At 59.6% G+C, this 24,221-nt stretch carries 17 protein-coding genes and 1 pseudogene; 10 read left to right on the top strand and 8 right to left on the bottom strand.

All coding sequences use genetic code 11. The features are described 5' to 3' along the window. Positions 1-8 precede the first annotated feature (8 nt). The 3 genes from pyk to E4Q08_RS08995 form a co-directional block, all read right to left on the bottom strand. Positions 9-1,448, bottom strand: coding sequence for a pyruvate kinase (pyk, locus tag E4Q08_RS08985; protein ID WP_169070137.1), 1,440 nt, complete (start codon positions 1,446-1,448; stop codon positions 9-11). 222 nt (positions 1,449-1,670) lie between these two features. Continuing rightward, positions 1,671-2,669: a type I glyceraldehyde-3-phosphate dehydrogenase gene (gap, locus tag E4Q08_RS08990; protein ID WP_169070138.1), complete on the bottom strand. Its 999-nt coding sequence runs from the start codon at positions 2,667-2,669 to the stop codon at positions 1,671-1,673. Between the two features lie 55 nt (positions 2,670-2,724). Then, positions 2,725-2,982 carry a thiamine pyrophosphate-binding protein gene (locus E4Q08_RS08995; protein WP_169070139.1) on the bottom strand — a complete coding sequence of 86 codons (258 nt, stop codon included), beginning with the start codon at positions 2,980-2,982 and terminating at the stop codon, positions 2,725-2,727. Between the two features lie 332 nt (positions 2,983-3,314). Between E4Q08_RS08995 and E4Q08_RS09000 the strand changes: the two genes are divergently transcribed. From E4Q08_RS09000 to E4Q08_RS09020, 5 genes and pseudogenes are all read left to right on the top strand, one after another. Continuing rightward, entirely contained in the window at positions 3,315-4,694 is a 1,380-nt protein-coding gene (locus E4Q08_RS09000; RefSeq protein WP_169070140.1) for a ribulose-bisphosphate carboxylase, read from the top strand. 85 nt (positions 4,695-4,779) lie between these two features. After that, positions 4,780-5,583 carry a CbbQ/NirQ/NorQ/GpvN family protein gene (locus E4Q08_RS09005; RefSeq protein WP_169070141.1) on the top strand — a complete coding sequence of 268 codons (804 nt, stop codon included), beginning with the start codon at positions 4,780-4,782 and terminating at the stop codon, positions 5,581-5,583. Between the two features lie 20 nt (positions 5,584-5,603). Further along, positions 5,604-7,902, top strand: a pseudogene (locus E4Q08_RS09010) (nitric oxide reductase activation protein NorD). Between the two features lie 336 nt (positions 7,903-8,238). Continuing rightward, complete coding sequence (gene gmd, locus E4Q08_RS09015; RefSeq protein WP_169070142.1) at positions 8,239-9,363, top strand: GDP-mannose 4,6-dehydratase; 1,125 nt, start codon at positions 8,239-8,241, stop codon at positions 9,361-9,363. Positions 9,364-9,370: 7 nt separating this feature from the next. Further along, positions 9,371-10,453 (top strand): GDP-L-fucose synthase family protein, encoded by a 1,083-nt coding sequence (locus E4Q08_RS09020; RefSeq protein ID WP_169070143.1) that lies wholly within the window; start codon positions 9,371-9,373, stop codon positions 10,451-10,453. Positions 10,454-10,634: 181 nt separating this feature from the next. On the opposite strand, the gene E4Q08_RS09025 is transcribed toward E4Q08_RS09020, so the two are convergent. Together E4Q08_RS09025 and E4Q08_RS09030 are read right to left on the bottom strand one after the other, a co-directional pair. Next, positions 10,635-13,754, bottom strand: coding sequence for a S8 family serine peptidase (locus E4Q08_RS09025; RefSeq protein WP_169070144.1), 3,120 nt, complete (start codon positions 13,752-13,754; stop codon positions 10,635-10,637). After that, positions 13,751-14,374 carry a hypothetical protein gene (locus E4Q08_RS09030; RefSeq protein WP_169070145.1) on the bottom strand — a complete coding sequence of 208 codons (624 nt, stop codon included), beginning with the start codon at positions 14,372-14,374 and terminating at the stop codon, positions 13,751-13,753. Before E4Q08_RS09030 ends, E4Q08_RS09025 begins: the two co-directional genes overlap by 4 nt. A 1,007-nt stretch (positions 14,375-15,381) precedes the next feature. On the opposite strand from E4Q08_RS09030, the gene E4Q08_RS09035 reads away from it, so the two are divergent. Further along, complete coding sequence (locus E4Q08_RS09035) at positions 15,382-15,606, top strand: hypothetical protein (protein ID WP_034913813.1); 225 nt, start codon at positions 15,382-15,384, stop codon at positions 15,604-15,606. A 338-nt stretch (positions 15,607-15,944) separates the two neighbouring features. Here E4Q08_RS09035 and E4Q08_RS09040 read toward each other — a convergent pair whose 3' ends face one another. The 3 genes from E4Q08_RS09040 to E4Q08_RS09050 form a co-directional block, all read right to left on the bottom strand. Beyond that, positions 15,945-16,643 carry a haloacid dehalogenase type II gene (locus tag E4Q08_RS09040; protein WP_034913807.1) on the bottom strand — a complete coding sequence of 233 codons (699 nt, stop codon included), beginning with the start codon at positions 16,641-16,643 and terminating at the stop codon, positions 15,945-15,947. 73 nt (positions 16,644-16,716) lie between these two features. After that, entirely contained in the window at positions 16,717-17,715 is a 999-nt protein-coding gene (gene arsS, locus E4Q08_RS09045; protein WP_034913804.1) for an arsenosugar biosynthesis radical SAM (seleno)protein ArsS, read from the bottom strand. A gap of 135 nt (positions 17,716-17,850) precedes the next feature. Then, positions 17,851-18,006: a hypothetical protein gene (locus E4Q08_RS09050; protein WP_169070146.1), complete on the bottom strand. Its 156-nt coding sequence runs from the start codon at positions 18,004-18,006 to the stop codon at positions 17,851-17,853. A 389-nt stretch (positions 18,007-18,395) separates the two neighbouring features. On the opposite strand from E4Q08_RS09050, the gene tig reads away from it, so the two are divergent. The 4 genes from tig (at position 18,396) to lon (ending at position 24,215) form a co-directional block, all read left to right on the top strand. Continuing rightward, positions 18,396-19,715, top strand: a complete 1,320-nt coding sequence (tig, locus tag E4Q08_RS09055) for a trigger factor (protein ID WP_169070147.1) — start codon at positions 18,396-18,398, stop codon at positions 19,713-19,715. A gap of 46 nt (positions 19,716-19,761) precedes the next feature. Continuing rightward, positions 19,762-20,394 carry an ATP-dependent Clp endopeptidase proteolytic subunit ClpP gene (gene clpP / locus E4Q08_RS09060; protein ID WP_034913801.1) on the top strand — a complete coding sequence of 211 codons (633 nt, stop codon included), beginning with the start codon at positions 19,762-19,764 and terminating at the stop codon, positions 20,392-20,394. 49 nt (positions 20,395-20,443) lie between these two features. Continuing rightward, positions 20,444-21,715, top strand: a complete 1,272-nt coding sequence (gene clpX / locus E4Q08_RS09065; RefSeq protein ID WP_169070148.1) for an ATP-dependent Clp protease ATP-binding subunit ClpX — start codon at positions 20,444-20,446, stop codon at positions 21,713-21,715. An 85-nt stretch (positions 21,716-21,800) separates the two neighbouring features. Then, the gene (gene lon / locus E4Q08_RS09070) at positions 21,801-24,215 is read left to right on the top strand and encodes an endopeptidase La (protein WP_169070149.1); all 2,415 of its coding nucleotides are present in this window, start codon (positions 21,801-21,803) and stop codon (positions 24,213-24,215) included. The last annotated feature ends 6 nt before the right edge of the window (positions 24,216-24,221 follow it).

Consider the following 24,221-nt stretch of genomic DNA (forward strand, 5'->3'; position numbering starts at 1 on the left):
ATTCGGGGTTAGATCTTGTATGGCTGTGGATCGCCAACCCGGACGATCTTCAGCGTATTGGTGCCGCCGCTGGTTCCCATCGGATCGCCGGCGCTGAGCACGATCAGGTCTCCATTTTCCACAATCCCCTCATTCATCAGCAATTGCTCGGCATCATAGAGCAGTTCTTCGCGAGTCGCTGGCCGCTGTTTCATGAACAAGGGAAATACCGCTCGGTAGAGACTCATCCGGGTCACTGCATCGGCTTGCGGGGTCAATGCATAGACCGGGACACCGCAGTTCAGGCGGCTCATCCACAGGGCCGTCGCGCCTGTCTCGGTGAGTGCGGCGATGGCCTTGACCTTGAGGTGGTGCGCCGTCCAGATGGCAGCCAGGGAAATGGTCTGATCGATACGCGTGAAGACCTGATTGAGGAACTCGTGGTCGAGAGTTACTGCGGCAGACTTTTCGGCTTCCAGGCAGATGCGCGCCATCGCCTCGACGGTTTCGACCGGATACCGGCCGGATGCGGTTTCGGCCGAAAGCATCACCGCGTCGGTACCGTCGAGTACCGCATTGGCGACGTCGGAGACTTCGGCACGCGTCGGCGCCGGCGAGGAAATCATCGATTCCATCATCTGCGTTGCCGTGATGGCCAGCTTGTTCTTCTCGCGTGCCAGGCGAATCATGCGCTTCTGCAGTGCCGGAACGGCGGCATCTCCGACTTCGACAGCAAGATCCCCGCGCGCGACCATGATGCCGTCAGAGGCGGCGATGATCTCTTCGAGAGCGGCAACGGCCTCGACCCGTTCGATCTTGGCAATGGTCTGCGCCTGCCCACCCGCCGCGTGAATCAGTTGTTTGGCCATGTACATGTCGGCCGCACTCTTGGGAAAGGAGACGGCCAGGAAGTCGACTTCGATGCCTGCCGCTGTGCGGATGTCTTCCATGTCCTTGGCGGTCAGTGCAGGCGCCGAGAGACCGCCGCCCTGGCGGTTGATCCCCTTGTTGTCGGAAAGCTCGCCTCCGTGGCGGACGATGGTGAAGATCTCCGAACCGACGACGCGTTTCACGTCAAGGACGATGCGACCGTCGTCGAGCAGCAATACGCTTCCGGCAGAAACGTCACGGGTCAGAGCCTTGTAGTCGAGGCCAACGCGCTCGGCATTGCCCAGTTCGCAATTGGCGTCGAGGATGAAGCGTTCGCCGTTCTCGAGCCGGACCTTGCCGTCGGCGAATTTGCCGACGCGGATCTTGGGTCCCTGAAGATCGGCGAGAATCCCGACCGGGCGCCCGACATGGGCTGCCACCTCACGAACCATTTGTGCCCGCGCGATGTGATCCTCCGGTTTGCCATGGGAAAAGTTCAGGCGCACGACATCGACGCCAGCGCGGATCATACGTTCCAGTACTGTGGCATCAGATGAGGCCGGACCGAGGGTGGCAACGATCTTGGTATCGCGTGACATGGGTTTCCTTTTTTCTTGTCACGGAGCGCACGGTCTTATTGCCCTGCGACGATTAGAGGGCTGCGGGGTCAATGGGCCCGAAACGGGACCGAAAGCACGGGAAGTATCCTTCAACGGAGGAAACTCCCTGCCCTGCTTCGCAGCAATGTGAGGGTACCGCACACTCTCACAGGAGAATCGGAGAGGCAAGAGGGGCGCCCGGAAGCGCCCCTCGATGGTCGTTTAGCGGGCCATTACGCGGACCATTTCCAGCACCTTGCAGGAATAGCCCCATTCGTTGTCGTACCACGAGACAACCTTGACGAAGGTACTGTCGAGGGCCATCCCGGCTTCGGCATCAAACACCGAAGTGCAGCTCTCGCCACGGAAATCGGTGGCCACCACCTTCTCGTTCGTATAGCCGAGAATGCCCTTCATCGGACCTTCGGAGGCTGCCTTCATGGCTGCACAGATTTCTTCGTAGGTGGCGTCCTTGTTCAGCTCGACGGTCAGGTCGACGACCGAGACGTCGGAGGTCGGAACGCGGAAGGCCATGCCGGTGAGCTTCTTGTTCAGCTCGGGAATGACCTTGCCGACGGCCTTGGCAGCACCGGTCGAGGACGGAATGATGTTCTCGAGGATGCCACGGCCACCGCGCCAGTCCTTGTTGGACGGGCCATCGACGGTTTTCTGGGTAGCCGTGGCGGCGTGCACGGTGGTCATCAGACCGCGCTTGATCCCCCAGTTGTCATTCAATACCTTGGCAACAGGTGCCAGGCAGTTGGTGGTGCACGAAGCATTCGAGATGATCGTCTGACCGGCATAGGTCTGGTCATTGACGCCGAACACGAACATCGGTGTGTCGTCCTTGCTGGGTGCGCTCTGAATGACCTTCCTGGCGCCGGCGGCGATATGCTTCTGGCACGATTCGGTGGTCAGGAAGAGGCCGGTCGAGTCGACGACGATGTCTGCACCAACCTCGTCCCACTTCAGCTCGGCCGGGTCCTTGACGGCGGTCAGACGGATCTTCTTGCCATTGACGACCAGGGTGTTGCCTTCGACCGCAACGCTACCCTGGAAGCGACGATGCACCGAGTCATACTTGAGCATGTACGCCAGATAGTCGGGTTCGAGCAGGTCGTTGATGCCGACCACTTCGATGTCCTCGAAATTCTGAATTGCGGCGCGAAACACCATCCGGCCGATACGGCCAAACCCATTGATCCCTACTTTGATTGTCATGAAACGGTCTCCTTGAGAAATGACAACAGTGATCTCACGGTGCTAACTAGGTGGGTCACCGTGAAACCGAAAAAGTCAAACCACTGGCCGGCAGCTGCCGGCTCTCCAAAGCGATCGATGCCGACCACGGCACCGTCGCGTCCAACATATTCAGCATTGATCCGTGAGCGTTCGAGAGAGCGAAACGATCGCGATCCGGCCAGGGGATCGGCCGGATTGTGGCGCAGGGGGCGACGCCAGAGGACTGTTGTGACATCGGCCATCCCATAGGCATGCCAGGATGGCCGGAACTGGCATGCTGGAGCGCGTCCATGGCAAGGGCGTGGACGACGCTGGTCAGGGGGGGGAACGCAGTAGGCACGATATTTCGCTGGCTCGGGACGGTGGGTTCAGTCGCATGGACAAATTATCCGCCAAAATGGCAGGCTTTGCCACTGTCCGTTACGAAGCGTTGGCGGGCAGGGTGCGTACTGCTGGGCGGGCATCGGGCAGGGACTGGTTCAGTTCTTCGGCGGGCGTTCAATAGGAAAGCAAAAACTAACCATAAATAGAAAAAAAGTTTAACTTTTAATAATCAATTTGGCCGCCTACACTTGTCGCACATGATCCAACACGGTATTTACCCTCATCGATACGGAGACAAGCATGGACCAATCGAATCGTTACGCCGACCTCAGCCTGAAGGAAGAAGACCTGATCAGGGGGGGCAAGCACATTCTGGTGGCGTACAAAATGAAGCCGAAAGCCGGCTATGGCTATCTTGAGTCGGCCGCTCACTTTGCCGCAGAATCTTCCACGGGTACGAATGTCGAGACCAGTACCACCGATGACTTCACCAAGGGCGTCGATGCCCTGGTCTATTCCATCGACGAAGCCACCGAAGACATGCGCATCGCCTATCCACTGGATCTGTTCGACCGCAACATGATCGACGGTCGCATGATGATGGTATCGATTCTGACGCTGATCATCGGCAACAACCAGGGCATGGGCGACATCGAACACGGCAAGATCCATGACATCTTCGTTCCCGAGCGCGCCATTCAGCTCTTCGACGGCCCGGCCAAGGACATCTCGGATCTGTGGCGGATCCTCGGACGCCCGCTCAAGGATGGCGGCTACATCGCCGGCACGATCATCAAGCCCAAGTTGGGGCTGCGTCCGGAGCCGTTCGCCAAGGCCGCCTACCAGTTCTGGTTGGGCGGCGACTTCATCAAGAATGATGAGCCGCAGGGCAATCAGGTGTTCTGCCCGGCGAGGAAAGTGTACCCCCTGGTCTATGACGCCATGAAGCGTGCCATGGATGAAACCGGGCAGGCCAAGATTTTTTCCGCCAATATCACTGCCGATGACCATTACGAAATGCTCCATCGCGCCGACTTCATCCTGGAAACCTTCGGCCCCGATGCCGACAAAGTCGCCTTCCTGGTCGATGGTTTCGTGGGCGGTCCAGGCATGATCACCACCGCCCGCCGGCAGTACCCCAACCAATATCTGCACTATCACCGTGCCGGTCACGGCATGATCACCTCGCCATCCGCCAAGCGCGGCTACACGGCATTCGTGCTGGGCAAGATTGCGCGTCTGCAAGGGGCATCCGGCATCCATGTCGGTACCATGGGTTTCGGCAAGATGGAAGGCGAGAGCTCGGACAAGAACATCTGTTACATGCTGGAGCGTGACGAGTGTCAGGGCCCGGTCTATTACCAGAAGTGGTACGGCATGAAGCCGACCACCTCGATCATCTCCGGCGGCATGAATGCATTGCGTTTGCCGGGATTTTTCGAGAATCTCGGCCACGGCAACGTCATCAACACCTCCGGTGGCGGTTCCTATGGCCATATCGACAGTCCGGCGGCCGGTGCGCTTTCGCTGCGGCAGGCTTACGAGTGCTGGAAGGCTGGCGCCGATCCGATCGAGTGGGCGAGGGAGCACCATGAATTCGCACGCGCCTTCGAGTCCTTCCCGGGGGACGCCGACAAGCTCTATCCGGGTTGGCGCGAGAAGCTCGGCGTTCATCGCTGAGTCGGTGGTCTGTGGTCAGAAGGCGCGGGCCGATGCTGGGCTGTTGCCTGACACCGGTCGGATGAGTGCACATGAGGGATGGGAAATGACCGACAAGGAGCAATTCAGGGTAATCGCCGAACCTTTCTACCAGCCGCAAGGAAACGAGGTAGCACTGTACGAAGCCGCTTACGCGGCGCGCCTGCCGGTGATGGTCAAGGGACCGACCGGCTGCGGCAAGTCCCGCTTCATCGAATACATGGCCTGGAAGCTTGGCAAGCCCCTGCTCACCGTCGCCTGCAACGAAGACATGACCGCTTCCGACCTGGTCGGGCGTTACCTGCTCGAAGCCAACGGCACACGCTGGCTCGATGGGCCGCTGACCACCGCCGCGCGCATCGGGGCGATCTGTTACCTCGACGAAATTGTCGAGGCGCGTCAGGACACGACGGTGGTGATCCACCCCTTGACCGACCACCGGCGTACTCTGCCGCTAGACAAGAAGGGCGAGTTGATCCACGCGCATCCCGATTTTCAACTGGTCATCTCGTACAACCCTGGCTATCAGAGCCTGATGAAAGATCTCAAGCAGTCGACCAAGCAGCGTTTTACGGCTTTCGAGTTCGACTATCCCGATGCCGATCTGGAGACCGCCATCCTCTGCAGTGAAAGCGGCATCGATAGCCGCATTGCCGTGCAACTGGTGAACATCGGCGCCGCCGCCCGCCGGCTCAAAGGTCATGGTCTCGATGAGGGGATCTCGACGCGTCTGCTGGTCTACGCTGCAACCCTGATCAAGGGTGGCGTCGCGCCCCGTGACGCCTGTCGAATGGCTCTCGTGCGGCCGATCACTGACGACGATGATATCCGCGATACCCTGGATCACGCGATCGACGCGACCTTTGCCTGATCGCGATGGAACGTAAAAGCATGCCAGCGGACTCGAGCACAGACGAGCAGACGGGCGCCGCCTGGAGCGAACGCCTGCGCCTGTACCGCGAGCAACTCGACTGCCGCTTTCCGCAGGTCAATGAGGTCTTCGAGGGCTGTCTGGTCGAGGCGTTGCGCGTGCTCACCGCCGATGGTGTCGCTGCCTACCTCGACTACGCACGTTTTCTGAGCCGCATGGGGCGTGGCGTCGAACCGGTGCTGGCATTCCTCGAGAAGTGGCCAGCGATTGCCGCAATCCTCGGTGAAGACGCCTTGCCGCCGCTCACCCGGACCGTGCACAGGCTCTGGAAATCACCGAATGGCAAGGCCATCACCCCTTTCCTGCAGAGCCTGGCGGCGGTCGCCCGACGGCTGGGGGCACGCGAGCAGATGCAACATTACCTGGACCTGGCGCTGGACTTCATGGAGCGCACCACCGGTTCAATCCATGGTATCCACCAGACCTTCGCCAGCCCAGGGCTACCGGAGTTTTTCGCGCAGGCGCCACGGCTGCTCAATGCGCTGACCATCGCCGGACTGAGAAACTGGCTTGACTACGGCATCCGCAATTACCACAACCATCCCGAACGACAGCGTGCCTACTTCAGCCTGCAGTCGGCCGACAGCCGCGCCGTGCTGCAGCGCGAGCGGCACGGCACGCTCCTGCTCGACAACGAACGCCGGCTCGATCTCTACCTGCGTGCCCTGTGGCAAGACAGCGCGCAACTGGTCCCCTACGCCAGCGACATCGATCAGGCACTGCCGCCGCTTCCCTACTACGACCCGTCGGGAATCCGCCTGCCCGACGTCCTCGATGACGCCAGCGGTGTTTCCGGCATCGACCGCTACCGCGTCACACTGGCCCATATCGCAGCGCATCGGCGCTGGAGCCAGGCGATGTTTGCCGACAACTTCAGCCCCATGCAGCGCATGGCGATCGAGTTCTTCGAAGACAGTCGCATCGAGACGCTGATCCTGCGCGCGTATCCCGGCCTGCGTCGCAGTTTCCTGGCGCTGCATCCGAAGCCGGTGGAAGGTGCCTGCAACCCGGAGACTCATTCCTGCCTTCGCCATCGTCTGGCGATGCTGTCACGCGCCGTGCTCGACCCCGAGCACGGCTACCAGGACGTGATCCTGCTGGAGTTCGTGCGGCGCTTCCAGGAAACGCTGCAGCAAGGCGATTCGAGCAGCGAAGAAATCGCCCAGCTCGCACTCTCCTACGTCGCACGCACCCGACGTCAGAGCGACCAACTGGCCAGTGTCTTTTTTTACCGATAGCGAGGTCGGCTATCGCGACGACAATCGCCATCTCTGGCGCTTCCACGAGTTGAGCGACGACGAGGAAATGTTCAACGAGCAGCGTTCAACGACCACCGCCGCCGAGGTCGAACGCCTGCCGCCGCGCCACTACCCGGAGTGGGACTACCAGAGCCAGAGCTACCGGCCGGACTGGGTGAGCCTCTACGAATCGCTGCACCCGAGTGCTGACGCCCGTGACATCGATCGCCTGCTGGAAAAACACGCAGCGCTGGCTCGGCGCCTGAAGCGTCTGCTGGATCTGCTGAGACCACAGGAGCGAGTCCGCATCCGCTATCAGGAAGACGGCAGTGAACTCGATCTCGACATTGCCATTCGTTCGCTGATCGATTTCAAGGGCGGCGCCCATCCCGATCCGCGCATCAACATGAGCCACCGCAGCAGCGGCCGCAATCTGGCGGTGCTGCTCCTGCTCGACCTCTCGAAGTCGCTGGCCGACCGGGTCAAGGTCGGCACCAACGGTGGCGAACAGAGCATTCTCGAACTGAGTCAGGAAGCTGTATCGCTGCTCGGCTGGTCGATCGAGCAGCTTGGCGACCCCTTCGCCATTGCCGGTTTCCACTCCGACACCCGTCACGACGTCCGCTACCTGCACCTCAAGGGCTTCAGTGAAAGCTGGGGTGATACCGTCAAGAGCCGCCTCGCGGCGATGCAGGCCGGCTATTCGACACGCATGGGTGCGGCGATGCGTCACGCCGCGCACTACCTCGGCGCACAAAAAACCGAGAAGAAATTGCTGCTGGTCCTGACCGACGGCCAGCCTGCCGACGTCGACGTCCATGATCCGCGCCTGCTGATCGAAGACGCCCGCAAATCGGTCGGTGAACTCGACCAGAAAGGCATCTTCACCTACTGCATCAGCCTCGACCGCAAGGCCGACGACTACGTCAGCGACATCTTCGGGCGGAGGTTTTCGGTGATCGACCGCGTCGCTCGCTTGCCGGAGCGGCTGCCCGAACTGTTCATGGCGCTGACCCGGTAGCGGGGAATTTGCCTGCTGATCCCTTTGGTGCCGGGGGCCCGCGCCTGGTTTCACAACAGACCGGAAAAGATGCGCTTGTCCGTTCAAGGACTCGTCTGGTATCGTTCCAGGCTTCACCGCAAGGTGGAGAATCGTGCTGCCTGGCCCGTTCGGCCGCTGAAAGCCTGTCGCCACCCCAGCCCCTGCTGCGGGTTGAGCGACTTCTGCCCGCAATACAAACCTGTTGAATGTCGATACATTCGGGCACGGCGCTAGCATGGGCGCAAGCCCAGCGCAGATCGCTCTACCCCTTCAACCTTCCCAAGCATCGTAGATTCCCTGACGGATGACCCCCCTATGACCTCCCATCAAAAGGTTGCCCTGATTACCGGCGTGACCGGCCAGGACGGCGCTTACCTGGCTGAATCCCTGCTCCACAAGGGTTACGAAGTGCACGGCATCAAACGCCGTTCCTCGCTATTCAATACCGACCGCATCGATCACCTCTATCAAGATCCGCACGAGCCCGGGCGGCGCTTCATTCTCCACCACGGCGACCTCACCGACTCGACCAGTCTGATCCGCGTCATCCAGGAGGTGCAGCCCGATGAGATCTACAACCTGGCCGCGCAAAGCCACGTGGCCGTGAGCTTCGAAGAACCCGAGTACACCGCCAACGCAGACGGCATCGGTGCCCTGCGCATGCTCGAAGCGATCCGCATCCTCGGCCTGGAAAAGAAAAGCCGCTTCTACCAGGCCAGCACTTCGGAACTGTACGGACTGGTCCAGGAAATCCCGCAGAAGGAAACGACCCCCTTCTATCCGCGCAGCCCCTACGCCGTCGCCAAGCTCTACGCCTACTGGATCACCGTCAATTACCGCGAGGCCTACGGCATCTATGCCTGCAACGGTATCCTCTTCAACCACGAAAGCCCGGTTCGCGGCGAAACCTTCGTCACCCGCAAGATCACCCGCGCCATCGCCCGTATCGCCCTCGGTCTGCAGGACTGCCTCTATCTAGGCAACCTCAGTGCCCTGCGTGACTGGGGCCACGCTCGTGATTATGTCGAAATGCAGTGGTTGATGCTGCAGCAGGACCACCCCGAAGACTTCGTCATCGCTACCGGCGTGCAATACAGCGTCCGCCAGTTTGTCGAATTCGCCGCGCTGGAGTTGGGCATGCGCGTGCGTTTCGAAGGCGATGGCGTCGATGAAATCGGGATCGTGACCCGAGTCGAAGGCGACCAGGCCAAAGTGAAACCGGGTACGGTCATCGTCCGGGTAGACCCGCGCTATTTCCGCCCGACCGAAGTCGAGACCCTGCTGGGCAACCCCAGCAAAGCCCGTGAAAAACTCGGCTGGACGCCGACCACCAGCCTGCACGAACTGGTCCAGGAAATGGTGCTGGCCGACTACAATTCCGCCAGGCGCGACGCACTGGTCAAACTCGCAGGCTTCAAGACCTTCGACCACAACGAATGAGCAGATCATGACGCCAACCCGAATCTACGTCGCCGGCCACCGCGGCATGGTCGGCTCCGCCATCGTCCGCAGCCTGCAGCAGCGCGGCGGAGCGACTCTGATCACCCGCACGCACGCCGAACTGGACCTCACCCAGCAGGCCGCCGTGCGCGCCTTCTTCGAAGCGGAAAGACCCGAACAGGTGTATCTCGCCGCTGCAAAAGTCGGCGGCATTCACGCCAACCAGACCTACCCGGCCGAATTCATCTACCAGAACCTGATGATCGAGGCTCACATCATCCATGAATCCTGGCGCGTCGGCGTGCAGAAACTCCTCTTTCTCGGCAGCAGTTGCATCTACCCCAAACTCGCCCCGCAGCCGATGCCGGAAGAGGCACTGCTCACCGGCACCCTGGAAGCGACCAACGAACCCTATGCCATCGCCAAGATCGCCGGCATCAAGCTCTGCGAAAGCTACAACCGCCAATACGGCACCGACTACCGCAGCGTCATGCCCACCAACCTCTACGGCCTCGGTGACCACTACGATCTGCAGAATAGCCACGTCATTCCGGCGATGATCCGCAAGCTGCACCTTGCCAAACTCGCCGCCGCCCGCAACTGGCCGGCGATCGAACAGGACGAAACCAGAAACGGTCCCATTCCCCAGGAACTCAAGCGCCAGTTGCACGACACATGCACCTTGCAACTGGAGCCTTGCCTCACCTTATGGGGCACCGGCACCCCGATGCGCGAATTTCTCTACGTCGACGACATGGCCGAGGCCAGTGTGCAAGTGATGAACCTGGCGCCGGCCACCTACCAGGCCCACACCCGGCCGATGCTCTCGCACATCAACGTCGGCAGCGGCGAAGAACTCACCATCCGCCAACTGGCCGAAACTGTTGCCCATGTGATCGGCTACCCCGGCCGTATCGAATTTGACCCCAGCCAACCGGACGGCACGCCAAGAAAGCTGATGGATATCTCGCGCCTGCACGCCCTGGGCTGTCGAGCCAAGGTGAGCCTGACAGAAGGGCTGGCCAGGGCTTATACCGACTTCCAGACCAGAAAACCTGTGGTGGGGGGAAAGTTGATGGCCAATGCATAAACGACCGCTGAACGGCGGAAAACAGGCCCTAAACTGGAGTAGAAAATTTCAGCCCCCGTCTCAAACCCAGTAGTGGCAAGGGTTTGCAAGGAGCGAAAAGGCCTCAACAAGGGCCAGCCCCCTTGCCAGGGAACTGGCCCTTTGGCCATCAGAACGACTGTTTCGCTTTAGTCAGACCGAGTTACTGGGGCAAAAGCGGCGGGCAGTCCGTCCGCCCGTAATGCGCGCGGAAGGTGCGCAGGTCGGTACCGTCCACATCACCATCCTGGTCGAAGTCAGCGGCGTCGTTGTACCGGACTTGACCCCTCCGCGAGCCGTAGGCCGCATTAAAGATGCCCAAATCCGTCGCGTCCACATCGCCATCACCGTCGAAGTCGCCCTTGCACGGTGGGACCGGCTGAATGATCAGGAAGGCGCTGCTCTGATCATCTTCGCTGACTACGCCATTGCCCGGGGTCGAATCTGGATCGGGTTGATTCGCGGCCGCTACCTGAGCGATATTCTCAATCGATCCGGTGGCGGTCACCATAGCGGTGATCTGCAAGGTGGCGCTGCTGCCATTGGTGATAGTCCCCAGTTGCCACAGACCGCTGCCTGAGTTGTAGCTCCCAGAGGAAGGCGTGGCAGAGACGAAGCTCAGGCTGGCGGGCAGCAGATCCAGGACTTGCACGCCGGTGGCGGCTTGAGGACCCGCGTTGCTCACCGTGATGGTGAAGCTGACGTTGCTGCCCAGGGTGGGAGTTGGGTTGTTCACCGTCATGGCCAGACTGAGGTCAGCCCGGTCGATGGCGTTGGCCAGGTTGAGCCGCCCTCCGGTGACCGTGATCCCTGCCAGTGCCGGTATACGATCCGCGCTGCGCAGGATGCGATTGATGCGGTCCGGCATTGGCTCGTCATGAAGACCGGCCAGGAAGCCTACCGCGCCGGTTACATGAGGCGCGGCCATGGAGGTACCACTCAGGAAGGAATAGCCATTCGTGCCCTCGGGTACACCGATCCCGATGTCGTCCAGGTATACGCCGTCGGCAGTAACGGAAGAGTCAGTGTTCAAGACGAACATCACCTGGAACGGGTTGGTGTAGAACGCCGGGTCGATCGGCGCGGTGTACAGCCGCCACTGGCCTTCGCTGCTGCCGGTGAGGCCGCCTACATAATAAATACCTCCATAGTTGTACACCATCCAACCGTTCTGGCCGTTCTCCATGTTGTCGGAGAAGTAGGTCGTGGTGAAACTACCATCCGTTACGGCCACGTCGTCGATGTAGTAACCGTCGTAGGTGATGCTGGAGTCCGTCACCAGATCGAAGGCAAACTTGGCGTCCGCGGTCCGGCAGGCATCGGGGACCGGTGCGGAAAACAGGGTCCAGTTAGCGACTAAGCCGTCCAGGTAACCAAGGTAGGTCCATACACCACTCCCATAACAGAATACGCGCAGTTCGTCAAAACCGCTTTCGATTTCGCCCCTCAGAGAGAAGGTCATCCAGGTATTCCCTGACGGCGCCACGGACAGATTCATCGTCGGGCTTTCCAGGGCGACGTAAGCGTTGTTGACATAGTTCCCATTGGGGCTGTCGGACCAGGCGTGGGTGGGGCTCTGGGACTGTTCCTCCGTCAGCGTCCACTGTGGTGATGATCCACCCATGACGTAATAGACATCCAGCCAGTCGGAGCCATATTCCAGGTCGTGTCGGGCATAGAAGCCCAGGGACAGCGGCCCCGACACGCCGCTCAGGTTAATCGGCGGACTGGTGAGCGCAACGGACTGGTTGTCGCTGTAGTTGCCGCCGGGGCTGTCGGACCAGGCGTGGGTCGGACTCTGGGACTGCTCCCCGGTGATGGACCACGGTGATGCCGCCGTCCAGCCACCGGATCCTGCTTCCATGCCGTCGAAGAAGGAGTCGCCCGGTCTGGGCCAATACTGAGTCCACCAGAAGGTGTTGAGGATCGAGTCCCCAGGCGCGCCCAGGTCCACCGAGTTCCGGCCGTAGTTGGAGAACCCGGCCAGCGCGTCATTGTGATTGGTGGCGGCCACGCTGATGATGTTGGGCAGGTCGTGGCTTGACGGGTAGTGGGGATCAATGTCGTTGTTTACAGCGTCGTTCCCCGCCGCCGCGACGAAAATGATCCCAGCATCGCCCAGAGCGCCAATGGCTGTCTTCTCGACCTCGTTATAGCAGCCAGTGCAGCCATAGGAAGCATTGACCGCCACCACGTTCACGCCGCGCTGCTTCATCATCAGGATGTATTGCAAGGCCTCCAATTCAGCATCATCGTACAGATAACCGTCAGGCGAGAAGCCTTGGATCGCCATGATCTGGCCCGTCCAGTTGACTCCGGCTACTCCCTGGCCGTTGTTTCCCGCCGCCGCCATGATGCCGGCCACATGGGTGCCGTGGCCGTGGCCAACCGGGTAGGGGTCACTGTCGCCCATACCGGTATCGATGCCATGGATGTCGTCCACATAGCCGTTGCCGTCGTCATCGATACCGTTGCCGGGTATCTCCCCCGGATTAACCCACATGTTGGCTTGCAGGTCCGGGTGGGTATAATCTACGCCGGTGTCCAGCACGGCCATGACGACACCGCTGGAGCCGGTGTGGTGAGCCCAGGCCTCGGTGGCGTCGATGTCTGCATCGACCACCCCGCCGGTTTGCCCGTAGTTGCACAGCGACCACTGACTACCATCGAAGTAGGGGTCATTCGGGGGGGTGCCCGGGCATCCCGCGGTGGGCCGCTTGCCATAGTTAAAGGAAGCCGCCTGCACGCGCGAATCGGCTTTCATCCGGGTCAGAAGCGCTGCAGTTGTCATCCCTTTGGGCCCCCGCGCCAGGGCGAAAACCTGGCCGGTCATGCTGGAAAGGCTGTCGAAGCTTTTGGCCAGGGTCAAGCCGTTGGTGCTCATCGCTTGGCTGGCCGTGGCTGCGTTAACCCCCTTCTTGAAGAGAAGCAGGATTTCGCCCTCCTTGTAATGAGCCTTGCGCGGCGCCGCCTGGCCCTTGGGGAGGAGAGAGGATTTTCCCGCCGCTGGAGCCCCCTTGGCAGAGGGCAGGATCGGTCCCGGGACGGTCAGGATACGCTCCCCTTGCGCGTTGGGCGCTACATCGATGCGTGGCAACACACTGCGCGTTGCCGGTATGGGTAGCGGCTTCTTGACGGGAACCTGCGCCCGTTTCTGCAATGGAATGGCTCCGGCCGGTGGAGCGGCTTGCAGGCCAACGACCGGCAGCATACCCAGTACAGCCCCGACGGCCAAGGCGTTGCCGCAGGACTGCATGCGCTTGATACTCTTGATCCGCTTCATGATCTCTTCTCCTCATCGATCAGCTTCATTCTGCTCCTCGACGCCAGCAGCGCGACCAGACCGGGCGCCAATAATGCGAGGGTGCCTGGGAGAGGTATCAAGTTGGGAGTGTTGACTTGGGCCAGGACGATACCGCTCGCGAGATCGTCATCCAGGACGGTGCCGTTCTCGAGAACAAAGTCGTCGAAGAACCCTCCACGGTCGCTGTCATAGAGCGACAGCGTGCTCATCCCATAGGCGCTACTCGTGAACTCCACGCTTGCGAGCAGAATGCGATCCCCTGCTAACGGTGGGAATGACACTTGTCCTCCCCCGGCTTCTACCTCCGGAGCCGTGCTGTTCACCCACCCTAACTCCCAGATCGACGCCACACTGGCGCTCGCTACCTGCAGGTGGGAAAGGTTATAAACCAGATCAAACCCCATGGAGATCAGACCGGGATTCGGGACGTTAGAGACGTAAAGATCCGCCCGAATGGTGTCATTCAGAGCGAGATTCCAGCTTGTCTCGTAGTTTCCGTCCTGGCCAAAGTCCAGATTGAAGACCAACTTTCCCGATGCCGGACCAGAGATGCCCAATAACAGGGCCGCTATCGGTGCGATCAGCTTTATTTTCTTCATGTGCTTCCCCTCAAAAAGACCCCAACCCAAGGAACCAGATGCCGCCGCCAGCGCCGTCGAACAGGATCGTTGGGCAATGGTGTCGGCTTCTCGGGGACTCTTGGAGCCGAGTTTGTAAAGGCAGTAACCTTCCGGTGGCCTTCTTCGCTCAACTCCATGGCGAAACAATCAGCATCGAAATCGGCCCGGTGCTCGCATCAGCCTCCAGCTTCAACAGACCAGTGTTTGCCATCTTCCCGCCCCCTATCTCGTTGCACGACGAATTGTCCGGAGCTTAAGATCGGTACGCCCCGAACGTATGCATGCAGCAAGTGATGACGATGCAAACAAGAAACGTGCCAGAAATAATATCATTGATTTAATGAATAAATACTTGCTATGGTGATACGCGGGATGGAATCTGTCTTTGCGTCTGGCGTGCAAAGTGGAAACTTTCTTTTCCGGGCAATCCAGAGCGAGTCATCTCCCGCAGCAGGGCTTGCCAAGATGTATTCGGCCGCGGCCGCTTGCATCAGACGAATGTCGCCTGAATCGGATTGTGGTACCACGCTCTGGCGGATCTTCCTCCAGCCAGCAGTAACTATTCGGTGGACCCGTAGTCCGTGGGCTGCCTGTCGGTGAATGTCAAGGTGGGTGGTGTTCCTCAAGTGGATATGCTAATCTATAACATATTGATTATAAAATACTATATTGGACTCATATCCACGTCTGGACCACTACCAAGACGCGCATCCTCAAGGGCTTCAAGGAAATGAATCAGGCACCCGTGGTGTTTCGTTGGAAGAAATTCGACAGGAAAGCTGCCTGATCTGTAGCCCATTTAATGGAACGAACTACTAGCGCATCACTTTGAATTTCACTCCGTGGGTGCTTGACTCCGGTCCACTCTCGCTTACAATCCCGGCAGGTTGTGCCGTATCAATGCTTCGCCTGACGAGTTCTTGCCAGATCATCGCCAGGGGAACAGCCGAAAATCACATTTTGTCGTCTACGTAATGAGGTGGGAAATGGACGCCCTTCTGCTCCTGTTGGGACGTGTCGCCGGCATCGGTGGCTTGCTGCTGTGCATCACCGCCGTGGTACTGCGTCTGGCAGGCAAGTACTACCTGGGCACGTTTCAACTTGCGACCCTCCTGCAGGGTGGCATGGCTGCAACCGTCCTGGGCTGTTTTTTCCTGCTGTTGGCGCTGACAGCGCAAGGGAAAGCCGGGCGGTCGTTCCCCCGCGAGTGAGTTGCTGACGATACTTTCACATTAACAGAGACGCCAGGCGTGGAAACGCGCGACCCAACTGAGGAGATTCTGCGGGGCGTGCGCCGGCAGCGATGACGATGCTGCGCGCGCTGATCCGCTCGGTCTCGCCGCTATGGCGGACCATCTCGACCTCCCAGGGTGAGACAATCTTCGCCGTGCCTTCGATGACCTCGACACCGAGTTCGGAGTGGCGTTCGCGCGAGTCGTGCGTTCGAAGCTCCGGATCACACGCTGCACACGCGCGATGACCTCGGCGAAGTCGAAGTCGAAGTCGGCACGCGCACTGCGAATGCCGAATTACAGTCTGCGTCGGCTGGCTAGCGGGAAGCGGCAGGAAACAGCGTCGTCAGTAGAGCAGAGAGATCCTTGATCTCGCCATCCGGTGTTTCGGGAATCCGTTCCGGTGCCTGTCCGAAGCGGTTGCACCACAGGACCCGCAGGCCGGAGGCCTTGGCCGAATAGGCATCCCACGCGTTCGACGAGAGGAAGCAGATCGCTGCCGGGGCGAGTTGCAGGCGTTCGCAGGCCAGCGCGTAGACTGCCGGGTGTGGCTTGAAGACGCCCACTTCCTCCACTGACAATACGGCATCGAAGATGTTCTCCAGAGCGCTGTGGCGGACCACCGCGGCGAGCATCGCCGGCGTGCCGTTCGAGAGAATCGCCAGCTTCATTCCTGCCGCCTGCAGCCGGCGCAGCGTTTCGGGAACCTCGGGATAACATCCGAGATGTAGGTAAAGGTCCATTAGCCGTGCCCGCAGGTCGGGGTGGTCGATTCCGAGGGTGTTCAGGGCAAAATCGAGCGCATCGCCGGTGACCTGCCAGAAGTCCGCATGTCGGCCGGCGAGTCCGCGCAGCCAGGTGTATTGCAGTTGCTTCTGACGCCAGAGTTCCGAAAGGCTCTGCCAGTTGCCACCGAGTTCGTCGCTGGCCGCGAGCGCTGCACTGTTGAAATCGAAGAGCGTGCCGTAGGCGTCGAAAACACAGGCCTCGATGCCGTCGATGTGCTTGATGTTCATGGTTCTTGTTTCCTTTCGTGGTATCGACAAGGGCGGGCAACGGCGCCTGGCTGCAGCCGTCAGGCTGGTGCAATCAGGCGCCGCAGGTCGGTGCCGCGGCCATCTCGTCACCGAGGGCGCCAGCGCAGCTTGATCCCTGTCCTGCGGTGCAGCCGTAGCAATGGTTGGCCACCTGGATCGGATAGCCGTCGAGTACGGCCGCGTTCACCTCGGTGATGTGCAGGCGCGAGCGCCCGCTGCCAGCTATCGGCAAACCGAGTTGCTGGTTGAAGTCGCAGTCGTAAAGATAACCCTGCCAGTCGACAGAAAGCAGCTTGCGACACATCACTTGCTCGATGTTTGCGTCGTGGTGCGCGTTGCGCAATAGCTGCATGTAGCTGTTGAACTGGCCCTTCGAGACCAGCATCGATCCGAAGCGCTGGATCGGCATATTGGTCAGCGTGAACAATTGGCTGAAGACGATGCCGAATTCGCGTCCGAGGTGCTCCCGATAGGCTAGGGCCAGTGATTCTTGCGGTGGCGGCAGCGTTGGCCCCTGCGGATTGAAGACCAGATTCAGGATCAGGCCGCTGTCCGGCACGCCATAGCCCAGCGCATTGAGGCGTCGCAAGCCCTGGATGCTGGCTTCGAAGGTGCCTTTGCCGCGCTGTCGATCGACGTTTTCCTCGAGATAGCAGGGCAGCGAGGCGACCACCTCGACGCGATGCCTGGCAAGGAAGTCGGCCAGATCCGCATGACCGGCTTCCTCCAGGATCGTCAGGTTGCAGCGGTCAATCACCCGCAGGCCGCGTTCGCGGCCGGAGATGACCAGGCGGCGGAAATGCGGGTTCAACTCGGGCGCGCCGCCGGTCAGGTCCAGCGTCTTGACTTCGGGGCTGGCGGTGATGAAGGCGAGCAGCGCATCGATCGTTTCGGCGGTCATTTCCTCCTTGCGCTGCGGACCGGCATTGACATGGCAATGCAGACAGCTCTGATTGCAGCGATAGCCGAGATTGACCTGGAGCGTCTCCACCGAGCGCCGGGTCAAAGCCGGGAAAGTGGTGGTCGCGAGAAGCGGCAGGGTGGCGTGCATGACTTTCATTCTCCGATGGTTTGTCGACATTGGTCGGAAAGGCTCTGGGTTTCCTTACGCACGCATGTCGGCATCTGCGGGCAAACGGCCGGCGAATCCTGGCTAAGGAACGTTCAAAAAACAACCTGCGGAAATTCATTGCTGGACTGGAAAAACGGTGGGATTCCATTGATCAGCTTTCGCAAATTGTTTTTGAAACGTTCCTAAGGCAGTCACGATACGATATTTCAGGCACTTCTGCAGCGCTGTGCCTGGCTGTCGCAGTGCGGGCTGGCTGGCGATGCCGAGCATGATTGCCGTGCTGAGCGGGTGATTCAGGGCTTGGCCGCAGCGCCACGGGTGTTTCGAGCTGTGAAATATTGCTGTAGAATCGTTCGCTTTCCGTGCGCGGAGGCGGTATTTGCGCGCGGACATGGACGCGGAAGCGATGCGGGGGGGGCGTGCTGGATGGTGCGCAACTCGCGGATGTTGCGGATGGTTGGCGAATGCTCCTGAAAACCCTTTGCATCGTGAAGTCTCCTGACTCCGGACGATTGCTCGAACAGCAAAGGATGATCTCTGGCGACTTCGCTCTGGCGGCCAGCACTGCATTATCTGCTGGCGCGGGTTTTTCCGACCGAGCCAGGTTCCGGTCACCTTTCAGCCTGAATCACAAGGATTCTTAATAAATGAACGCTGCTATGAATGAGGTATCAGCCCCTGGTGCACCAGTGGTGAGCGCCCTTGAGCGCCGTCTTGACCTGTCGTTAAACATCGCCGACTTCGAAAAGGATGTTGACCAGCGTCTCAAACGCCTTAGCAAGAACATGAAGATGCCGGGTTTCCGGCCCGGCAAGGTGCCGGCAAGCATTGCCAGGCTGCAGTATGGCGAGCAGGCTCGCCATGATGCCTTGAGCGAGGCGCTGGGGCAACTGTTCAAAACGGCGGCGATGGCGCAGAATCTGCGCGTCGCGGGGACTCCGAAGATCGAGGCGAAGAGCAGCGAAAATCCTACGCATCTCGAGTTCTCGGCAATCTTCGAAGTCTTTCCGGAGATTGTGCTGAATGATCTGGCGGGCGTGGAAATCGAACGCCCGATACTCGAAGAAGTCGGCTCAACCGAGATCGACGGGACGATTGACATCCTGCGCAAGCAGCGTGTGCGTTACGAACTGGTCGATCGTGCTGCAGCAAAGGCGGATCGGGTGAGCATCGACTTCCTTGGCAAGCGGGATGGTCAGCCATTCGCCGGTGGCCAGGGCAAGGATTACCGTTTTGTGCTGGGCGCAGGGTCGATGCTGTCTGACTTCGAGAGCGCCGTCATCGGTATGTGTCCGGGCGAAGCCAAGACTTTCGACATGACCTTTCCGGCAGAGTATTTCTCCCAGGAACTGGCGGGCCAGTCGGTGACCTTCGACATCTCCGTCAAGGAAGTGGGCGAACCGGTACTCCCGGAGGTTGATGCTGACTTCGCCAGAACCCTTGGCATCGAGGATGGCGATCTCGTCAAGATGCGCGCCGAGATCGAGGACAACCTCAAACGCGAGGTGAAGAAGCGTCTGCAAGCAAAGATTCGCGGTCAGGTGATGGATGCGCTGCTGCAGGCCAACCCCATCGAGGTGCCGAGGGAACTGATCCACCGAGAGATCGACCGCTTGATGCAGTCGACTCGCCAGGATATGGAGCAGCGCGGCCTGCAGACCAAGGATCTGCAGATACAGCCCGAGTGGTTTGCCGATCAGGCCAGGCGACGAGTCAGCCTCGGCCTGATTCTTTCCGAGATCGTGAAACAGCACGGACTGGCGGCGCAGCCGCAGCAGGTGAAAGCGATGGTCGAGGAAGCTGCGCAAAGTTACGACCATCCGCAAGAGGTGATTCGTTGGCACTATGCCCAGCCGGATCGCCTCAGTGTTTTCGAGAGTGCGGCAATCGAGGCCAACGTGGTTGACTGGGTGCTGGCAAGGGTGAAGGTGGTCGACAAGCCGCTTGCTTTTGCTGAATTGATGGAGCAGAAATCCTGATCCGATGATCCTGAATACGCACGATTCTCCAAGTAGAGGAAGCGAAATGGGCATTGACTTTGACTCAAGCAACTGGAATCCGCAAGCGCTGGGCCTGGTCCCGATGGTGATTGAGCAGAGCGGTCGTGGCGAACGGGCATATGACATCTACTCGCGACTGCTCAAGGAAAGGGTGATTTTCCTGGTTGGCCCGGTCAATGACGTGACCGCGAATCTGGTGGTGGCGCAGCTTCTCTTTCTGGAAGCCGAGAATCCGGACAAGGATATCCATTTCTATATCAATTCGCCGGGTGGCGCGGTGTCGGCTGGCCTCTCTGTCTACGACACCATGCAGTTCATCAAGCCCGACGTGTCGACCCTGTGTATGGGGCAGGCCTGTTCGATGGGGGCTTTTCTGCTCGCGGCGGGTGCCCACGGCAAGCGTTTTGCCCTGCCCAATTCGCGCGTGATGATCCATCAGCCCATGGGGGGGTTTCAGGGGCAGGCGTCGGACATCGCGATTCACGCCAAGGAAATCCTTTCCCTGCGCGCCAAACTCAATGACCTGATGGCTCATCACACGGGCCAGGCGATTGAGAGAATTGAACGCGATACCGATCGCGACAATTTCCTTTCAGCGCAGGAAGCGGCAGAATACGGTCTGATCGACAAGGTGCTGACCAATCGGGAAGCGATTTGATTTCGCATCCGGGCAGCCTACATAAGGCTTGAAAGTGAGGTAGGTCGATATGACGGAAAAGAAGAGTGGCACTGAAAAACTCCTGTACTGCTCGTTCTGCGGCAAGAGCCAGCATGAGGTGAAGAAACTCATTGCCGGGCCATCGGTATTCATCTGTGATGAATGCATCGAGCTTTGCAACGATATCGTTCGCGACGAAGTCACCGGCGAGCCGGGTGGCAAGGGTGCAGGCAGCGATCTGCCGACACCCAGGGAAATCTCGGCGCTCCTCGATCAGTATGTGATCGGCCAGGAGCCGGCCAAACGAATCCTGTCGGTGGCCGTTTATAACCACTACAAGAGGCTGCGTCACGTCGGCAAGAGCAGGGACGAGATTGAGCTCGCCAAGAGCAACATCCTGCTCATCGGTCCCACCGGATCGGGCAAGACGCTGCTGGCGCAGACGCTGGCGCGCATGCTCGACGTGCCCTTCGTGATGGCTGATGCGACGACGCTTACCGAAGCCGGCTACGTTGGTGAGGATGTCGAGAACATCATTCAGAAGTTGCTTCAGAAGGCAGACTACGATACCGAGAAGGCACAGCGCGGTATTGTCTACATTGACGAAATCGACAAGATTTCACGCAAGTCCGATAATCCGTCGATTACCCGTGATGTCTCGGGCGAAGGCGTGCAACAGGCGCTGCTCAAGCTGATCGAGGGTACGGTGGCTTCTGTCCCGCCACAGGGTGGGCGGAAGCACCCGAATCAGGACTTCGTGCAGGTGGATACCACCAATATCCTGTTCGTCTGTGGCGGTGCCTTCGACGGTCTTGAAAAAGTCATTCGCAATCGCTCGGAACGTGGCGGTATCGGTTTTGGCGCCGAAGTGAAGAGCAAGGACAACAAGAAAGCGATCGGTGAGGTGCTGCGCAGCGTCGAACCCGAGGACCTGATCAAGTTCGGCCTGATCCCGGAACTGATCGGGCGCTTGCCAGTGCTTGCCACGCTAGAGGAGCTGTCGACGACGGCGCTGGTGCAAATCCTGGTCGAACCCAAGAATGCGCTGGTGAAGCAGTATCAGAAGCTGTTCGCGATGGAAGGGGTGGCGCTCGAAATCCGTCCTGCGGCGATGCTGGCCATTGCCAAGAAAGCACTGGAGCGCAAGACCGGGGCACGCGGCCTGCGTTCGATTCTCGAGTCGGTATTGCTGGACACCATGTACGAACTTCCCGGAATGGAGAATGTCTCAGAAGTGATTATCGACGAGAACGTGATCGTCGGCGACGCGCGGCCCATCCTGATCTATGCGGATCAACCGAAGGTGTCTGGCGGCAACTAATGTGCTGGCCGCCCCCCGCGCGGCTTGAAATACAGGTTCTTGCCACCATCTCGGGGCTTGAACTCTTACCTAAAGGGCACAATCGATGTCTGCAACCCCCAAGCTGTCTGCCGAGCCAGTCGAACTACCACTGCTGCCTCTGCGCGATGTTGTGGTATTTCCGCATATGGTGATTCCACTGTTTGTCGGGCGCCCGAAGTCGATCAAGGCGCTCGAAGTGGCCATGGAGACCGGCAAGAGCATTCTCCTCGTGGCCCAGAAATCGGCGGTCAAGGACGATCCGGAAGCCGATGATCTATATGGTGTTGGTTGTGTGGCCAATATCCTGCAAATGTTGAAGCTGCCGGACGGTACCGTGAAGGTACTGGTCGAAGGGGCACAACGCGCGCGTCTGGAGGCCATCGACGCGCGCGAGGAAATGTTTTTCGCGGGCGCTCGCCCGGTGCTTGCTGACGAGGGCCTCAATCATGAGGTCGAGGCCTTGCGCCGTGCAGTGATCGCGCAATTCGATCAGTACGTCAAGCTCAACAAGAAAATCCCGCCGGAGATCCTGACCTCGATCGCGGGCATCGAGGATGCGGGGCGTCTTGCCGATACCATTGCCGCACATTTGCCCCTGAAGCTCGAGCAGAAGCAGGAAGTTCTCGAAATGTTCGATATCCGCGGACGTATCGAGCGTCTGCTGGCACAACTCGAATCCGAGATCGACATTCTGCAGGTCGAGAAACGCATCCGTGGTCGCGTCAAGCGCCAAATGGAGAAGAGTCAGCGCGAGTATTACCTCAACGAGCAGGTGAAAGCGATCCAGAAGGAACTCGGTGAAGGTGAAGAAGGCGCCGACATGGAGGAACTGGACAAGAAGATCAAGACTGCCGGAATGAGCAAGGAGGGACTTGCCAAGGCGCTCGCGGAATTCAGGAAACTCCGGTTGATGTCGCCGATGTCGGCAGAAGCGACGGTGGTACGTAATTTCATCGAGACGCTGATCGGTCTGCCGTGGCGCAAGCGGACACGCATCAGTAAGGATCTCGCAGCAGCCGGCAAGATCCTCGACACCGATCACTGGGGTCTGGAAAAGGTCAAGGAACGTATCATCGAGTATCTTGCCGTGCAACAGCGGGTCGAACGCCTGAAGGCGCCGATTCTCTGCCTGGTTGGTCCACCTGGTGTCGGCAAGACCTCGCTTGGACAGTCGATCGCACGTGCGACCGGCCGCAAATTCGTTCGCATGAGTCTCGGCGGCGTACGCGACGAGGCGGAAATCCGCGGTCATCGCCGGACCTATATTGGCTCGATGCCGGGCAAGATTCTGCAGAACATGAGCAAGATCGGTGTCAAGAATCCGCTTTTCCTGCTCGACGAAGTCGACAAGATGGGCCAGGACTTCCGGGGCGATCCAAGTTCGGCGCTGCTCGAAGTCCTTGATCCCGAGCAGAATTCGACTTTCGTCGATCACTATGTTGAAGTCGAGTACGATCTCTCGGAAGTGATGTTCGTTGCCACGGCCAATACGCTGAACATCCCGGCGCCTTTGCTCGATCGTATGGAAGTGATCCGGCTGTCCGGTTATACGGAAGACGAAAAGGTCAACATCGCCCAGCGCTATCTGGTGCCGAAACAGATGAAGAACAATGGCCTGAAGATCACCGAATTGACGGTGGCGGAAAGCGCACTGCGCGACATCGTTCGCTACTACACGCGCGAGGCGGGCGTTCGATCGCTTGAACGCGACATTTCCAAGATCTGTCGCAAGGTGGTGAAGACGCTGCTGCTCAGAAAAAGCCAGGGGAAGGTTGCCGTCAGTGTGCGCAATCTCGACAAATTCCTGGGTGTGCGTCGTTTCAACTACGGTGTCGCCGAGCGCGAAAACCAGGTGGGCCAGGTGACGGGTCTGGCATGGACCGAAGTCGGTGGCGAACTGCTGACCATCGAGTCGGTGGTCCTGCCGGGCAAGGGCAAGACCACCACTACCGGCAAGCTCGGCGAGGTCATGCAGGAGTCGGTCCAGGCGGCGCTGTCAGTGGTGCGCAAGCGCGCGCAGTCACTCGGTATTGATCATGATTTCTATCAGAAGAGCGATATTCATATCCACCTTCCGGAAGGAGCTATCCCGAAAGATGGGCCGTCAGCGGGTGTCGGGATTTGCACGGCGCTGGTTTCCGTCCTCACGGGCATCCCGGTCTGTTGCGATGTCGCGATGACGGGCGAAATAACTCTGCGTGGCGAGGTCTTGCCGATTGGCGGACTCAAGGAGAAACTTCTGGCAGCCGTACGTGGCGGCCTGGCAAGGGTGTTGATTCCGGAGGAAAACGTCAGGGATCTGGCCGAGATTCCAGACAACATCAAGAACAAACTGGAAATCATTCCGGTCAGGTGGATTGATCAGGTGCTCGAGCATGCGCTTGAGCACAAACCCGAGCCTGTGTCGACCGAGGAGCTTGCCACCCCACCGGTTGTAGCGCCTGCTCCGGAGAGTGTTTCCACCGTCATCACGCATTGAGCCGTG

It is taken from the genome of Candidatus Accumulibacter contiguus, from assembly GCF_012940005.1.
Classification (GTDB): Bacteria; Pseudomonadota; Gammaproteobacteria; order Burkholderiales; family Rhodocyclaceae; genus Accumulibacter; species Accumulibacter contiguus.

Coding starts and splice junctions, on each gene's coding strand:
- pyk (WP_169070137.1), bottom strand. CDS start 1,448: ATGTCACGCGATACCAAGATCGTTGCCACCCTCGGTCCGGCCTCATCT.
- gap (WP_169070138.1), bottom strand. CDS start 2,669: ATGACAATCAAAGTAGGGATCAATGGGTTTGGCCGTATCGGCCGGATG.
- E4Q08_RS08995 (WP_169070139.1), bottom strand. CDS start 2,982: ATGGACGCGCTCCAGCATGCCAGTTCCGGCCATCCTGGCATGCCTATG.
- E4Q08_RS09000 (WP_169070140.1), top strand. CDS start 3,315: ATGGACCAATCGAATCGTTACGCCGACCTCAGCCTGAAGGAAGAAGAC.
- E4Q08_RS09005 (WP_169070141.1), top strand. CDS start 4,780: ATGACCGACAAGGAGCAATTCAGGGTAATCGCCGAACCTTTCTACCAG.
- gmd (WP_169070142.1), top strand. CDS start 8,239: ATGACCTCCCATCAAAAGGTTGCCCTGATTACCGGCGTGACCGGCCAG.
- E4Q08_RS09020 (WP_169070143.1), top strand. CDS start 9,371: ATGACGCCAACCCGAATCTACGTCGCCGGCCACCGCGGCATGGTCGGC.
- E4Q08_RS09025 (WP_169070144.1), bottom strand. CDS start 13,754: ATGAAGCGGATCAAGAGTATCAAGCGCATGCAGTCCTGCGGCAACGCC.
- E4Q08_RS09030 (WP_169070145.1), bottom strand. CDS start 14,374: ATGAAGAAAATAAAGCTGATCGCACCGATAGCGGCCCTGTTATTGGGC.
- E4Q08_RS09035 (WP_034913813.1), top strand. CDS start 15,382: ATGGACGCCCTTCTGCTCCTGTTGGGACGTGTCGCCGGCATCGGTGGC.
- E4Q08_RS09040 (WP_034913807.1), bottom strand. CDS start 16,643: ATGAACATCAAGCACATCGACGGCATCGAGGCCTGTGTTTTCGACGCC.
- arsS (WP_034913804.1), bottom strand. CDS start 17,715: ATGCACGCCACCCTGCCGCTTCTCGCGACCACCACTTTCCCGGCTTTG.
- E4Q08_RS09050 (WP_169070146.1), bottom strand. CDS start 18,006: ATGCTCGGCATCGCCAGCCAGCCCGCACTGCGACAGCCAGGCACAGCG.
- tig (WP_169070147.1), top strand. CDS start 18,396: ATGAATGAGGTATCAGCCCCTGGTGCACCAGTGGTGAGCGCCCTTGAG.
- clpP (WP_034913801.1), top strand. CDS start 19,762: ATGGGCATTGACTTTGACTCAAGCAACTGGAATCCGCAAGCGCTGGGC.
- clpX (WP_169070148.1), top strand. CDS start 20,444: ATGACGGAAAAGAAGAGTGGCACTGAAAAACTCCTGTACTGCTCGTTC.
- lon (WP_169070149.1), top strand. CDS start 21,801: ATGTCTGCAACCCCCAAGCTGTCTGCCGAGCCAGTCGAACTACCACTG.